The organism is Aphanizomenon flos-aquae FACHB-1287 (genome assembly GCF_014698755.1).
Lineage (GTDB): Bacteria > Cyanobacteriota > Cyanobacteriia > Cyanobacteriales > Nostocaceae > Dolichospermum > Dolichospermum flosaquae.
Map to the genome: position 1 here is coordinate 131,140 of NZ_JACJTO010000003.1, position 13,334 is coordinate 144,473.

The 13,334-nt window shown below is 38.8% G+C and carries 16 protein-coding genes; 9 read left to right on the top strand and 7 right to left on the bottom strand.

Going from position 1 to position 13,334, the window contains the following annotated elements; all coding sequences use genetic code 11:
• Positions 1–7 precede the first annotated feature (7 nt).
• Positions 8–298 carry a hypothetical protein gene (locus tag H6G44_RS02610; protein WP_190385535.1) on the top strand — a complete coding sequence of 97 codons (291 nt, stop codon included), beginning with the start codon at positions 8–10 and terminating at the stop codon, positions 296–298.
• Here H6G44_RS02610 and H6G44_RS02615 read toward each other — a convergent pair.
• Positions 265–552, bottom strand: coding sequence for a YggT family protein (locus H6G44_RS02615; RefSeq protein WP_190385534.1), 288 nt, complete (start codon positions 550–552; stop codon positions 265–267). The two genes, H6G44_RS02610 and H6G44_RS02615, sit on opposite strands and share 34 nt — an antisense overlap.
• Positions 553–805: 253 nt before the next feature.
• Here H6G44_RS02615 and psbX point away from each other — a divergent pair, with 253 nt between their 5' ends.
• The 3 genes from psbX to H6G44_RS02630 all read left to right on the top strand — a co-directional run bounded on the left by psbX (position 806) and on the right by H6G44_RS02630 (position 2,609).
• Positions 806–925, top strand: a complete 120-nt coding sequence (gene psbX, locus H6G44_RS02620; RefSeq protein ID WP_096669626.1) for a photosystem II reaction center X protein — start codon at positions 806–808, stop codon at positions 923–925.
• Between the two features lie 158 nt (positions 926–1,083).
• Positions 1,084–2,019: a Ycf66 family protein gene (locus H6G44_RS02625; protein ID WP_190385533.1), complete on the top strand. Its 936-nt coding sequence runs from the start codon at positions 1,084–1,086 to the stop codon at positions 2,017–2,019.
• Between the two features lie 32 nt (positions 2,020–2,051).
• Complete coding sequence (locus H6G44_RS02630) at positions 2,052–2,609, top strand: TolB family protein (protein ID WP_190385532.1); 558 nt, start codon at positions 2,052–2,054, stop codon at positions 2,607–2,609.
• On the opposite strand, the gene H6G44_RS02635 is transcribed toward H6G44_RS02630, so the two are convergent.
• Complete coding sequence (locus H6G44_RS02635) at positions 2,571–2,780, bottom strand: hypothetical protein (protein WP_190385531.1); 210 nt, start codon at positions 2,778–2,780, stop codon at positions 2,571–2,573. The two genes, H6G44_RS02630 and H6G44_RS02635, sit on opposite strands and share 39 nt — an antisense overlap.
• Positions 2,781–2,786: 6 nt before the next feature.
• Here H6G44_RS02635 and H6G44_RS02640 point away from each other — a divergent pair, with 6 nt between their 5' ends.
• Complete coding sequence (locus H6G44_RS02640) at positions 2,787–3,311, top strand: TolB family protein (RefSeq protein ID WP_190385530.1); 525 nt, start codon at positions 2,787–2,789, stop codon at positions 3,309–3,311.
• A 67-nt stretch (positions 3,312–3,378) separates the two neighbouring features.
• On the opposite strand, the gene H6G44_RS02645 is transcribed toward H6G44_RS02640, so the two are convergent.
• Positions 3,379–4,374, bottom strand: coding sequence for a succinate dehydrogenase/fumarate reductase iron-sulfur subunit (locus H6G44_RS02645; RefSeq protein WP_190385529.1), 996 nt, complete (start codon positions 4,372–4,374; stop codon positions 3,379–3,381).
• A gap of 1,181 nt (positions 4,375–5,555) precedes the next feature.
• On the opposite strand from H6G44_RS02645, the gene H6G44_RS02650 reads away from it, so the two are divergent.
• Together H6G44_RS02650 and H6G44_RS02655 are read left to right on the top strand one after the other, a co-directional pair.
• Positions 5,556–5,981 carry an AbrB family transcriptional regulator gene (locus H6G44_RS02650; protein ID WP_190385528.1) on the top strand — a complete coding sequence of 142 codons (426 nt, stop codon included), beginning with the start codon at positions 5,556–5,558 and terminating at the stop codon, positions 5,979–5,981.
• A 198-nt stretch (positions 5,982–6,179) separates the two neighbouring features.
• Positions 6,180–7,037, top strand: a complete 858-nt coding sequence (locus tag H6G44_RS02655; RefSeq protein ID WP_190385527.1) for a CPBP family intramembrane glutamic endopeptidase — start codon at positions 6,180–6,182, stop codon at positions 7,035–7,037.
• A gap of 60 nt (positions 7,038–7,097) precedes the next feature.
• Here H6G44_RS02655 and H6G44_RS02660 read toward each other — a convergent pair whose 3' ends face one another.
• On the bottom strand, positions 7,098–7,481 hold the full coding sequence (locus H6G44_RS02660) for a hypothetical protein (RefSeq protein WP_190385526.1): 384 nt from the start codon (positions 7,479–7,481) through the stop codon (positions 7,098–7,100).
• A gap of 118 nt (positions 7,482–7,599) precedes the next feature.
• On the opposite strand from H6G44_RS02660, the gene hslO reads away from it, so the two are divergent.
• Positions 7,600–8,493 carry an Hsp33 family molecular chaperone HslO gene (hslO, locus tag H6G44_RS02665; protein ID WP_190385525.1) on the top strand — a complete coding sequence of 298 codons (894 nt, stop codon included), beginning with the start codon at positions 7,600–7,602 and terminating at the stop codon, positions 8,491–8,493.
• Positions 8,494–8,656: 163 nt separating this feature from the next.
• Positions 8,657–10,723 carry a chromosome segregation ATPase gene (locus tag H6G44_RS02670; protein WP_190385524.1) on the top strand — a complete coding sequence of 689 codons (2,067 nt, stop codon included), beginning with the start codon at positions 8,657–8,659 and terminating at the stop codon, positions 10,721–10,723.
• Positions 10,724–10,859: 136 nt separating this feature from the next.
• On the opposite strand, the gene H6G44_RS02675 is transcribed toward H6G44_RS02670, so the two are convergent.
• Genes H6G44_RS02675 through crtD form a run of 3 tightly spaced genes read right to left on the bottom strand, consistent with a single transcriptional unit; the run spans position 10,860 to position 13,319 of the window.
• Entirely contained in the window at positions 10,860–11,495 is a 636-nt protein-coding gene (locus H6G44_RS02675) for a Uma2 family endonuclease (RefSeq protein ID WP_190385523.1), read from the bottom strand.
• Positions 11,496–11,510: 15 nt separating this feature from the next.
• Positions 11,511–11,753, bottom strand: coding sequence for a hypothetical protein (locus tag H6G44_RS02680; RefSeq protein ID WP_190385522.1), 243 nt, complete (start codon positions 11,751–11,753; stop codon positions 11,511–11,513).
• Between the two features lie 51 nt (positions 11,754–11,804).
• Positions 11,805–13,319: a C-3',4' desaturase CrtD gene (gene crtD / locus H6G44_RS02685; protein ID WP_190385521.1), complete on the bottom strand. Its 1,515-nt coding sequence runs from the start codon at positions 13,317–13,319 to the stop codon at positions 11,805–11,807.
• Between the last annotated feature and the right edge of the window lie 15 nt (positions 13,320–13,334).

The following is a 13,334-nucleotide window of genomic DNA, read 5'->3' on the forward strand; positions in this document are numbered from 1 at the left end:
TTGGTGATTGGTGATTGGTAAAATTCTTACCCATTACCAATTACCAATTACCCATTACCAATTACCCATTACCCATTACCAATTACCCATTACCCATTACCCATTACCCATTACCCATTACCAATTACCCATTACCCATTACCCATTACCAATTACCCATTACCCATTACCAATTACCCATTACCCATTACCCATTACCCATTACCCATTACCAATTACCCATTACCCATTACCCATTACCCATTACCCATTACCCATTACCCATTACCTGTACAACATGGTCAGTAATCCTTGCTGACCTAGTAAAATTTCTCGGATAAAACTAAAAATACCTACCCAAATAATCGGGGTAATATCTACACCACCAATAGGCTGTACCAACTTCCGCAACGGGATTAAAAAGGGTTCAGTCGGCCAAGCGATAAGACTAAAAGGCAACCGATTGAGATGGAATTGGGGATACCACGTCAGAATAATGCGGAAAATAAATAAAAACGTCATTACTCCCAAAAAGGGACTAAGAATCCAAGCAGTCAGGTTAACACCAGTCATTTTGTTTAGCTACGATTTGTGAGAAAATCCTCAATTTAGCCGCAAGTTGAGAAACTTGAAGTTTTGTAACGTATTCTTTCCTTAATTTTAACTAAATAGTGCCATTTTATTGTGAGAATAGAAAAACAAAGTTATTAACTTGGGATCATCAATCAAGTAGATACCAAGTTAGATACATAATCCTGGTCCGCTTTTCAAGAAAGTAATCCAAGATTAAAATGAGAATAAACTGTGTAAAAAAAGGTTGAGAACTATGACACCCTCTTTAGCAAATTTTCTTTGGAGTCTGGTTTGGGGTACTGCAATTGTGGTTATCCCTGCTACCATTGGTCTAATTTTCATTAGCCAAAAAGATAAAATCCAACGTTTTTAATTCTTAGGGACTGGGGACTGGGGAAGAATTTTCCCCTTTCTTCTCCTTTCTCCTGAAATTCTCGACTCCAGTATTCTTCTTCTACAATATTATGACTGGTTAAAATAGTGATAGTAAGTGTAACTCGTTAATATAGATTTGATATTAGGAAAACGCCAATGGTTAATTTTGGGCTGAACTCAGCCAGTGTTTTAGCTCAGGTAAATTTTGGAGCAAACTCAGCCAGTATTCTGGGAATTTTCCTGGCTGTAGCTGGAGCAGCACTGTACTTTCTTCGTACTGTCCGTCCAGAACTGTCAAGAGATCAAGACATCTTTTTTGCAGCGGTTGGCTTATTATGTGGCTTTATTCTGGTCTTCCAAGGTTGGCGACTTGATCCAATTTTACAATTTGGTCAACTGCTTTTGGTAGGTTCTACGGTATTTTTTGCGGTTGAAAGTATTCGTTTGCGGAGTATCGCTACTCAACAAGCTAAACGGAATACTCCCATAGTAGATGATGAGCGGGAGGTCAGCAGAAAATATTCCTATTCTGAGCGGCGCAATTATCAAGCGGAGATGGATGCAGATTTAGAACCGCTACCTTATGAAGAAGAGGAAGAAGTTCCTCAACGCCCCAGAATTCGCGGTAGTCGTGATGAGCGTTCTCCCCGTGATGACTATTACGAAGACCAATCACCCCGCAGTTCATCAAACCCACGCACCAGAGAAAGACCGGATTCAGGAGCAAGAAAACGTCGTTCTAATTCTGGGCGTTCGGTCAGTCGTCCCAGCGGGAGTTATGAAGATGAAAATTGGGGTTCTGCTTCTAGACCAGTTGATGATTGGGAAGGTTCAAATTCTCAAGATGAAGCCAGAAAACCACCACGGCGCAATAATAGCGGTAATAGCCCTAATAATCGTCCCCCACGCCCTGAAAGCGGTGAGGATGATACTCCTACTTCTAGACCGAGAAAACGTCGTCCCCCCAGAGATTCAGTTCCTCCCAGAAGACAAGATGATGATGAGGCGATACCCACGGAGTATGTACCCTACAATCCCATTAATAAGCCAAATAATGAGCCGGATAATTCCGATTTTGATACCGATATTTAAAATATTTGGGGTGGACGACGGAAAACATTGATGTGAAGACATTTACATTTAGCTTCTGGCTCCAAAAATCACTTTATTGGAGCCTAATTTTTGGTTTGGTTAGTTTACTAGTATCTTGTACTGCTGATAATATTCCGATGGGAGTGACTTCTCTGAATAGCCGATATACGGAGGAACAACCTGCTATTAGTGGAAATGGTCGTTTGTTAGCGTTTATATCTAATCGCTCTCGTCATCAGCAGTTATTAATATACGATTTAGAAAATCAGAGTTTTATACCGACACCGGGCTTAAACCGACAATCAGTAGTTGCAGAAAGTCCTAGTTTGAGTTATTCGGGACGCTACATTTGTTATATTACTAGTGATCAGGGTAGACCTGTAGTAGCACTTTATGATCGGGCTTCCCAACAGTCACAGATTCTAACTCCTACCTATCGTGGTTGGGTAAGAAATCCTAGTATTAGTCCTGATGGTCGTTATGTGGCGTTTGAATCATCTGATCGTGGACAATGGGATATTGAAGTTTTAGACAGGGGTCCGACTGTTGAGTTAGATATTCCTAATGGTGCAACAGTGAATACCAATTAAAATTTCTTTTGTCTGAATAATTGGTAATTGGTAATTGGTAATTGGTAATTGGTAATTGGTAATTGGTAATTGGTAATTGGTAATTGGTAATTGGTAATTGGTAATTGGTTTACCCTCTGCGGTTCCTCCTTCCTGCTTTTCTTTCCTGTTCCCTGTTCGCTGTTCCCTCATCTTTAAATGAATTATAAATTATCAATTATTTTAATTTTCTGCTCAACTCTATTAACTGGGTGTTTTGGCTATCCACGTTTACTCAGTTACCCGTTTGATTCGGGGGGAAGGAGTCTTAATAGTTTTTCATCGGAATTAAACCCGCAAATATCGGGTCGATATATTGTGTTTACGAGCGATCGCAGAGGCAGTCAAGATGTATATATGTTTGATACGTTAACTCGTAATTTGATAGATTTACCTGGGTTAAATTCTTTTGATACGATTGCTTCTCATCCAGCGGCTTCTGACAATGGTAAATTTATTGTGTTTGCTGCTAGTCGTCAAGGACGAACCCAAATTGTTTTTTATGATCGAGATGTACGTCAATTACGGAATTTAGCGGGTAATTTGCCAGGAGAAGTACGCAATCCTACCATTAGTGCTGATGGTAATAGAATCGCGTTTGAGTATAGTAATAATGGACAATGGGATGTTTTGGTTTATGACCGCTTTGGGCGAAAATTGAATATCCCTCAAGATCCTAGTTAGTCAGGGGGAAAGCGGAAAGAAATATTATTTTGCAACTGACAACTGACAACCAACAACTAACAACTGACTAATCACTGTTTTGTACAGATTCGATGAGCGATCGCACTTGTTGAGTTCCTTGAGATGGTTCAAAGGAAAGGGGAAATTTACCTTTTACTAGCATTCGTAACCCCAAAGGTGCAAGACTGAGTAATCCTTGTAAATCGCGGAAATAATCACCAACTACTTGGATTCCAAATTGACGTTCATCAATCCAACCACCTTGTTTGACTAAATCTACTAAAACCTTGCGGTGACGAATTGAACGACTGTCACTAGCTTGTTTACGTTCCAGAATTTCCTGTTTAATTTTGGTGATTTGCTCTAATGGAGCAACCGACATAGGACAAACCGAATCACAGTAAAGACAACGAGTACAACCCCAAACCCCTTGAATTCCTTCACTATAGCTTTCTAATCGTTGTTCTGTATTGCTATCACGGGAATCTGCTACCATGCGATATGCTTTAGCCAGAGCATGAGGTCCGACAAAGTCAGGATTGACTTCCAAAGCATTACATTCAGAATAACAAGCCCCACACATAATACAATTACCAGTTTGATCAAGGAGCGATCGCTCTTGTGGTGTTTGTAAAAACTCTCTTTCAGGAACTTGTCTACTTGCTGTACTCACATAAGGGGTAACTGTCTCCAAATTATTCCAAAAACCACTCATATCCACCACCAAATCTTTAATGACCGGCATATTGCCCAAAGGTGCAACTGTAATTTCTGGAGTAGTTTGAGGCTGATTTCCAGATAGTGAGATTTTTTCTAGTCTAGCTAGTTCACTTCCCACATTTTCCTTACAAGCCAAAGCAGAACGGCCATTAATCCGCACAGCACAACTACCACAAATTGTATTGCGGCAATTTTTGCGAAATGCTAAAGTTCCATCTTGTTCCCACTTGATCTGATTGAGACAATCCAGGATAGTATTGCCTGGTTCTACCTGTAAAAGGTAAGATTTGAGAACAGGACGAGAATTTTCTTGTTGTCGAGTAATCTTAAAAATAACTTCCATTATTATCAATCCAAATGTGGGGTACAAATCTTCTCTATTGCCTTACCTACCTCAAAATCATGAAGCTAGGGAGGGATGAAGTCCAAAGCATCAAGTATAAAAATACATTTTCTTTTATGCTTAAGTTGACCAAAGCCTTCATCCTTGATCCTTTACACTTAATAGTTCTTTCGTCAAGCCCTAGTTATAAAAATTCTACATCTTTAAATATATAGAAGTGTTCAAGCCAGTAAATATTTTTTCTGGTGGCTATCAAATACTCAATAGATGTGGTAAATTTATTCTTTCCCTAGACAGACGTGGACAATTTGATTCCTGCGGAGCGCTTCGCTATCAGAGCTTGGAATCTGACGGTAATCAATCGCGGAGACTTTCCAGCCCGTTTTTTGTTTCTAGTCACTCATAGCTAACGTAGTGAAGCTATAAAATTATAAACTTTAACTGACTCACAAAAAAGCTAGTCCAAAATAGATTAACTTTTATAAAAGTCTTGACATCATCCTTATGACAGCATCAACCATAGGGAAAATCTTTACTGGTTTTACCCCCTCTACTCCAGGGATATAGATCAAAATTTAGTTTCAATTTAAAATTTAAATTCAAAAAATATTTTGCTATTATTATTTCATGCTACTATTTAATAGAAAATTACGAACTAACAAAATCAGAAACAATAGCCGCATAAGCACAGCTAAAGATGATGATTGGGTGCTAATCTATATCAAAGGCGAGTAAGATTAACACCGAGTGTGAAAAACCTGTAATTTATTGGCACAAAGAATGGCAGTTCCTCGATTTGAGGAAACCCCAAGACCGAACTGCATTAACTTTTTTGGAGTAGAACTAACCTGATTTGTAAAGGTGGCTTGAAGTTACACCGCTACAGTAGCACCCAAAGGGAAAATAATTTAATTTCTGATGGTTAATGATGGTTAAAAACGCAGTAAAATTAGTGACAATAAATTTTTGTGGCAACTATAACAGAGAATCGAATTATAGTCATCTATCAGAGATTCCCTTGTTACTTCCATATCAGCAGGAATTCACTCATCACCCTCATGTTCGTTGATTTCTGAAGTCCAGTTGTGCCTATTGTCCATACTAGACTTAAAGAAAATTTTTGAATGGCTAAGTCCATTTTCCGCTAACATTTTGAAGAGATTAAGGAAAATTAGAACATAATGGCTGAAATTGCAACTGCCCCATTAACTGGAAAAACATTGTTAGCGAAAGTTAAAGAACTTTCAAACTTACCACGTCGGGAAAGAGCCAAGCAATGTGGTTATTACACTGTTACCAAAAATAGCCAAGTTCGGGTTAATTTAACAGATTTTTATGATGCTTTACTGTCAGCTAGAGGTATTCCCCTCAGCCCAGAAGCACCAAAAGATGGGCGTGGCCGCGAACCGACATATCGGGTCAGTGTTCATCAGAATGGTCAAATCGTGATTGGTGCAACCTACACCAAAGCTATGAACTTAAAGCCCGGTGATGAATTTGAAATTAGACTAGGTTACAAACATATTCACTTGATTCAACTCGGTGAAAGTGACAAACAATTAACCCAGTCTGATGATGATACTGATGAATCAGACGCAGAAGAATAAATTTTTTCACCTATTAGGGGTAACTTAAAAGTCAATGCTGAATAATTTATCCCTGAAGCTACCGCTAATTAATAGCTGTAGTTAAATAATTTCAGTTGAATAAGACATAGAAAAACGTTTTGGACTCTTCCATTAGTCACAAATTCTAGTAGAGTCTTGATTATTAGTCAAGAAATCTATTGTTGCGGGAAGTTAGTCATGTTTTTTATGTCTATTCCACTGTCATTTTTAGTATCTTTGGCCAATACTTTACTGGAGTTTCTCAAAGATACACCAGTATTTTTGGTCATAGCTTTTTTTATGATCTGGGTAAGTTGTTGGTTGCCATTAGTAGCAATTTTAGCCATTACCTTGAATTGGCAAATAGACAAATCTTTACAAACAGAGCAAAAAATTCCTTTATTGGTATCTCTCTATTTATTAGTCCCTCTGATTCTATGGGGATTCCAATGGTTGAAATTGGGTTCTTTCACTGATTACGGACTAGTAGGGAAAGTTTCTGTTGTTAGTTCTTTCTTTCTAGGTTTTAGCTTGGGCGTTTTCGGCCTAGCTATAGTATTTTTTGGGCAACTTTACGTCGGTTGGTGCTATTTAGAAAAATCTCATTTCAAGTTAATACCATCTAACTTATTGATAATTTCCCTAGTAGCTTTGTTTGTCGGAGGAATAGAAGAACTGATATTTCGGGGCTTTTTATTGACTAAGTTAGAACAGAATTATTCAATTTGGTTAGGGGCAATTATTTCTAGCTTGATTTTTGCTGTCTTGCATTTGTTATGGGAACAAAAAGAAACGATTCCTCAACTACCTGGATTATGGCTAATGGGCATGGTATTAGTATTAGCGAGATTAGCTGATGATAATAATTTAGGGATAGCCTGGGGACTTCATGCTGGTTGGGTATGGGCGATCGCTACTATAGATACAGCGGAATTAATCACTTACACAGACAAAGTATCTCCATGGGTAACAGGTATAAATAAAAAACCCCTAGGGGGGTTAACAGGAATTATTTGCGTTTTATCGACAGGAGGAGTGCTTCTATGGATATCTTAATTATTAAGCGATATTTTTCGCTCCCAGAAACACTGGTAAACAAGAGGAAAGAAGAAAAAGTTACTTAATTCCGGTCAAAAATTGCCGTAAGCTGATTAAACTGAGAGTTTGTCCTAAACTGAGGGGTAACATAGATATACCTTCTAAACGGGATTGTACCCAGCCCTCACCCCAATACCATTCGTGAAAGCCATCAATGCTACCACTGAGTAATAACCGTAGACAATTGGGTTTAACTACATCTACTCGATGATGAATAGAGATAAGTCCTGTCATTGTAGTGAACTCAAATCCTAGGGGTAATTTTATCGGCATTTCCGGGGGGAAACTTTGCCCCAAGAGCCATTTTTTTAGTTCTGCGGGATGGAGAATACTGTCATGAATGGCATTAGCTGATGCAGAAACTTCGATGCGGATTTGGCTTTGTTGAAATGTACCTAGCATAATGATCGGTAATTAATAATTGGTGAAAAAAATATTCTCCTCTATCCCCTACCTCTTCCCTAGTCACGAAACCACCTAAAATATAAAAGTTACCTTGTCAAGAATTGTTAGGTTTTTCATGGCAGATCAATTAATTCGTGCGACCACGACAGATGGTGGTATCAGAGCAGTTGGCGTGATTACCACCCGATTAACAGAAGAAGCCCGACAACGCCATAAACTATCTTATGTGGCAACAGCAGCATTGGGAAGAAGTATGGCTGCCGGTTTATTAATGGCTTCTAGTATGAAACGGGTCGGCTCCAGGGTGAATGTTCGAATTAAGGGAGATGGTCCTTTAGGTGGTATATTAGCAGATGCGGGCTTAGATGGCACGGTCAGGGGCTATGTTGGTAATCCATCTGTGGAATTACCACCCAATAGTCGGGGTAAACTGGATGTTGGTAGGGCTGTGGGCAAAGGCTTTCTTTATGTAGTCCGGGATATTGGTTATGGTTTTCCTTACTCTAGTACCGTAGAACTGGTGTCTGGGGAAATAGGTGACGATGTTGCCCACTATTTAGCAAGTTCAGAACAAACTCCTTCAGCTTTAGTTTTGGGCGTATTTGTGGGGAAGCAGGGCGTAACCTCAGCAGGGGGGATACTAATACAAGTGTTACCCAAGGCGGCTCAGGATGAAGCCTTAGTGGCTACATTAGAATCACGGGTTTCAGCTTTATCCGGGTTTACACCATTACTCCAAGCAGGTAAGACACTGATAGAAATTTTTAACGATTTGTTAGGAGATATGGGATTGAACATATTTCCTGAAACTCAAATGCTACGCTTTCATTGTGGCTGCTCTTTTGATCGGGTGCTAGGGGCACTGAAAATATTGGGAGTGGCTGAACTGCAAGACATGATTCTTAAAGATAATGGTGCAGAAGCAATTTGTGACTTTTGCGGTAATATTTATCAGGCAAGTAGTGATGATTTAACCCAGTTAATTGGAGATTTACAAGAATCTGGTTAATGTAAGCACTCATACTCAAACCAAGATACAGTAATGTTATTGATGGAGTGATGAGTGCCAAGAATGGGTTTTTCTAGATGGGAAAGTTAGGATAGCAAACATAAAATTATCTATATGGATCTATCTACTTTCATATCGCTATTCAATTCGTGTGGTGTGAGCAATGACAGAACGGGATATTCCAGATAATTGGTCTCAAGACCAAACAGGAGAACCAATTGGGCTGAACCCCAATTATATATCAGATCATCAAACTACTGATCTGACTGGGGTTGGTTCTCATTCTCAGTCTGTGCAGAAAAGAACAGGTAAAGATAACAAAGGTTTGGTTATAAATAGTGATTCAAATTTTAATCTTAATGTTTTAACTGAGAAGTTGCCCCGCTGGACTAAAAGCTGGGTGTCTTGGGCGATAATCCTGACTTTGATTCCTGGTAGTATTGGTTTTCTGGCTATATCTATATTGTTTAAGCTGCCTTCTGCTCCTAATTGTCCACAGATTTTCTGGCCTTTGGCTAGTGCGTCTGTTAGGTTGCATTGTGCTCAGTTGGCTGCTTCTAAGCAAACTATTAAGGATTTGTTACAAGCGATTACTCTGGTGAAGCAACTTCCAGAAAATCATCCTTTGCGGGGGGAAATTAATCGTCTTTTGGAAGAATGGTCACGGGATATTTTAAAATTAGCTGATCAGAGTTTCCAATCTGGAAATTTGGAGGCAGCAATTGCTACAGCCCGTCAAATTCCTACTGATGTCAAAGTTAGTGAATTGGTAGAGGGGCAAATTCAAAAATGGCAGATGATTTGGTCAAAAGCGGAAGAAATTTACCAAGAAGCTGAAAAGGAACTGCGTCAACGACATTGGCAATCGGCTTTTATGCTCACATCTAAATTGCTGCGTGTAGATAATAAATACTGGGCAAGCACTAAATACGATCAATTAAATAACATTATTGTCACGGCGCGGGAAGATGGGGATAAACTTTATAAGGCGGAAGCTTTAGCGAAAAGTAGCAATGTAGATAGTTTACTCAAAGCTGTTAAATTAGCTCAAACGATTAAACCAGATAGCTATCTATATCAAAAAGCTGAAGAGTTAATATCAGGCTTTGCTCGCAAAATGCTCAGGTTAGCACAGGCTAAAATGAAAGAGAGGGATGCTAATACAGCGTTGGAAATTGCCCGACAAATTCCGCCAATTACTGAATTGCAAGCGGAAGTTGATGATTTTATGGTTTTGGGTGAAGCTCAAAAAAGTGCTTTTATTGGGACTGCGTCTGGGTTAGAAACGGCAATTTCCCAAGCTCAACAAATAGATGCTTCTAGGGATATTTATAATGAAGCACAACAATTAATTGCCCGTTGGCAATTGGAAATTGAAGATGTTTCTCGGTTAGAAAGAGGCCGGAGTTTAGCCAGTCAAGGCACAATTAATGATTTAACGGCAGCAATTTCCGAATTACAGCTAATTCCTGCTAATAATCCCCGTTCTAGGGAAGCGCGTCAAGAAATTAGACGCTGGCGTGGCCAAGTAGAGTCTATTGAAGATCAACCATATTTAGATCGGGCGGAACAAATAGCTATTAATGAAGATGTTAACTCATTACAAATAGCGATCGCTGAACTTAATCAAATTCGTTCTGGACGAGAATTATATCCAGAAGCGAGGAAAAAGATTAGACTATGGACGGACAAGATTGAGCGGATTCAAGACCAACCATATTTAGATCAAGCTAGGGCGTTAGCAGATAGCGGTAATTGGACAAATGCTATTAGTGAAGCTAAAAAAATTGCTTCGTCAAGACGGGCTTTGTCTGGTGAAGCCCAATCCTTGGTAGATACTTGGGAGGAGCAAATTCGCGCTAAAGATAGTTGGCAAAAAGCCAAACAAGTTGCAGTTGCTGGCACTCCAGAAGCTTTGGTTCAAGCTATCGAGTTGGCAAATCGGGTATCTAATCGTAACAGTTTGCGTTTAGATGTGAACATTGCCATTGACCAATGGAGTCAACAATTATTACAAATAGCACGTTCTCAAAGTGAAGATGATGTTGCCAAAGCTATTGATACAGCGAAGTTAATCCCTCGTGGTAGTAGTGCTTATACTGATGCTAGGGAACAAATTAGAACTTGGCGGCAATTACTGATTCCCAAATCACCACTTACTCCATCAGTGGAATCCACGCCAGAAGCAACACCAGTAGAAGAATTTCAGCCTTCAGGAGTTAGTAATTAATTAGTAATTAATTTATAATTTTGCTAATTTTAAGTATGAATTAGCCTCACGTAAAAGCGGAAACGAGCAAAGTGAGGAATCCTTGATTTTTCAATTTCATACTTAATTTAGCAACGTGTTAATTTTGAATTACAAATTATTCTGAGGCTTTTAATTTAACCCAAGTGCGAAAGGCACGAGTTACGGCAATTTGTCCAATTTTTTTGCTTTCTTCGATAAATCTGGGGATTTCTTTAATTGGTATCACTGCAAATGTGGGGCTAGTTTGAGTTTCTGAATATTGCCCGTTTGCAAGGATGTAGACTCTTAATGTAGTTCCGTTATAATGCCAAAATTCGGGAATTCCCATTGCAGCGTAAAGTTTAAATTTGTCTATTTTTGGTCGAGAATATTCTACTTCTAATACTAAGTCTGGAGGTGGATCAAATGCTAAATCAATATTCTCTTTTTCTCTCACTAATAACTCATTTTGGATGTAATAACTGCTATCTGGTTCTGCACCATATTCTAAATCATCCCTAGTTAATGTGAGTGAACCGACTCGATTAACTTCTAATCCCAATTCTTCACACAATACCCCAACAAAAACCTCAATTAGACGGTTTGAGCTTTCGTGAGGTTTGAGTGGTGTCATAACTTCTATATTTCCCTGACGATAAGAAATTTTATTTGCGCGTTCTGAACCCATTTCAGCCAACATGGTTTTAAATGTTTGCCAGGTGATGTTTTCAAGTAAAACTCTGGTTTCTCCCGGTATTGCTGTTGTTACCATATTTCAAATTATTGACTAATTAAATAGATTTTTTGCTACATTACCACATTTATTAACAAATGTGCCATCAAAGCCCGCTCCAACTACACCACCAACGATAGGGACTAACTTCATTAAATTGACAACTCCTTTCTCTCCTGCTTTAGTAATTAACCTAAAACCAACTTTTTTATTAATTTCTATTAATACTTTTCCTGGTATTTGACTAATCAGTGATTTTGTGAGTTTTGTTCCTAGATTAACACCCACTGTCTTCATAACTTCTAAAGTTGAGTCCCCCAGTAATGCCAGAAGTACAAAAGTACAATTCTACCCTTGATTTTGAATTTGTCTAACTACCGTCAAAGCTGAATAACTGACCCCCGCAGTTCCTTCTCCAGGGTGGGTAGAATCACCAACTAACCACAAATTATTAATAGGAGTCCGATTAGCAAAACCAAAGGGTCCAAAGGTAGAAATTCTTTGACCAATACCGCCGACAATTCCCTTTTCTCTGCCTGTATAATTAGCAAAGGTGCGAGGTGTGGCTGCTTCTACATAAATGATAGTTTCTGGTTTTAAATAGAAATATTGGGAAAGTTTGGATATTGCTTCTTGGGTGAATTTTTGTTTTAACTCTTCGTAATTTTCAGTTTCCCACCAGGTCGTAAAATCAACAAAGGAAGAAGCAATAATTGTGGCTTTTCCTAATGGTGCGCGGCCGTCTCCTTCATGACTTACAGATACAAATAGAGAATTATTTTCGCCAATTGGTCCGTTAATATCATATAGAAATTGTAAATGCGGTGGACAATTAGGAGGAATTGCACTTTTATCTACACCTATATAAACCACAAAAGCACCGGAAGCTGGGGGAATTTTTTCTACTCTTTGTTTATATCCTAAAGGTGCATTTTCTCCTAATAATTGGACTAAGTTCTGAACGGTGACGTTAGCAATTATATGATCTGCTGATTCTGTCCAAATTTCTCCGGTTTTCTGATTTTTAATGATTACAGATTTAGCTTGGTTATTTGCAATTTTGATTTTTTCGACAGTATGTCTCATTAATAATTTACCACCATCTCGTTCTAAAGATTCTACCAAGCGATCGCTCAAAACTTGCATACTCCCTTGTAAATGAAATAATCCTTGGGGTAATTGGGATACATTCAAAGCTGTAGCTGCATAAAGTAAAGCGGTTTCTTCTGCACTGACTTGGGAATATAATTTAAGTTGTAAATCTAAAAATGTCCGCAATCTTTTGTCATTTCCTAAACCACATAATCTTAAGGCATCTCCCACTGTAAATAAAGTAAAAGGTGCAGTTAGAAATGTACTCGGACGCACTGCTTTAATTAATTGTTTTAAATCCCATAAATTACGCGGTGGTAACACAGGATCACGTCCTTGAAATTCCCAACTAGCATTAAATAAAGTTGTTAATAATTGCCAAAAAGATTCACTTCCCGGAAACTGTTTTTGGCGTTCTTCTTGCCATTTTTCTGCATCACGCCACACATTAATGGGTGTAGACTCTCCTGGAAGATATACCGCACAAGCTGGGTCACAAGGTGTAGCTGCGGGTAATTCTATATTTAATTCCGAGAAAATGCGGTGATGAATTCCCCCAGGTTCTAAACCTGCAACTTGCGTCGCACCAACATCAAAGGTAAATCCTTGACGCTTAAAAGTGGAAGCACAACCACCGGGAACTATTGCTTGGTCAAGAATAAGGACATTATAGCCTCTATGTGCTAATAATGCTCCGGCTGTAAGTCCACCTATACCTGCACCAATGATAACAATACGAGATTTATTGTTTTTATTGGTATAATTTACCACTGATTATTACCTTTA

Bases quoted from the DNA above. Each gene is read 5' to 3' on its own strand.
- H6G44_RS02615 (WP_190385534.1), bottom strand. From the start codon at position 552: ATGACTGGTGTTAACCTGACTGCTTGGATTCTTAGTCCCTTTTTGGGA.
- psbX (WP_096669626.1), top strand. From the start codon at position 806: ATGACACCCTCTTTAGCAAATTTTCTTTGGAGTCTGGTTTGGGGTACT.
- H6G44_RS02625 (WP_190385533.1), top strand. From the start codon at position 1,084: ATGGTTAATTTTGGGCTGAACTCAGCCAGTGTTTTAGCTCAGGTAAAT.
- H6G44_RS02635 (WP_190385531.1), bottom strand. From the start codon at position 2,780: ATGAGGGAACAGCGAACAGGGAACAGGAAAGAAAAGCAGGAAGGAGGA.
- H6G44_RS02640 (WP_190385530.1), top strand. From the start codon at position 2,787: ATGAATTATAAATTATCAATTATTTTAATTTTCTGCTCAACTCTATTA.
- H6G44_RS02645 (WP_190385529.1), bottom strand. From the start codon at position 4,374: ATGGAAGTTATTTTTAAGATTACTCGACAACAAGAAAATTCTCGTCCT.
- H6G44_RS02650 (WP_190385528.1), top strand. From the start codon at position 5,556: ATGGCTGAAATTGCAACTGCCCCATTAACTGGAAAAACATTGTTAGCG.
- H6G44_RS02655 (WP_190385527.1), top strand. From the start codon at position 6,180: ATGTTTTTTATGTCTATTCCACTGTCATTTTTAGTATCTTTGGCCAAT.
- H6G44_RS02660 (WP_190385526.1), bottom strand. From the start codon at position 7,481: ATGCTAGGTACATTTCAACAAAGCCAAATCCGCATCGAAGTTTCTGCA.
- hslO (WP_190385525.1), top strand. From the start codon at position 7,600: ATGGCAGATCAATTAATTCGTGCGACCACGACAGATGGTGGTATCAGA.
- H6G44_RS02670 (WP_190385524.1), top strand. From the start codon at position 8,657: ATGACAGAACGGGATATTCCAGATAATTGGTCTCAAGACCAAACAGGA.
- H6G44_RS02675 (WP_190385523.1), bottom strand. From the start codon at position 11,495: ATGGTAACAACAGCAATACCGGGAGAAACCAGAGTTTTACTTGAAAAC.
- H6G44_RS02680 (WP_190385522.1), bottom strand. From the start codon at position 11,753: ATGAAGACAGTGGGTGTTAATCTAGGAACAAAACTCACAAAATCACTG.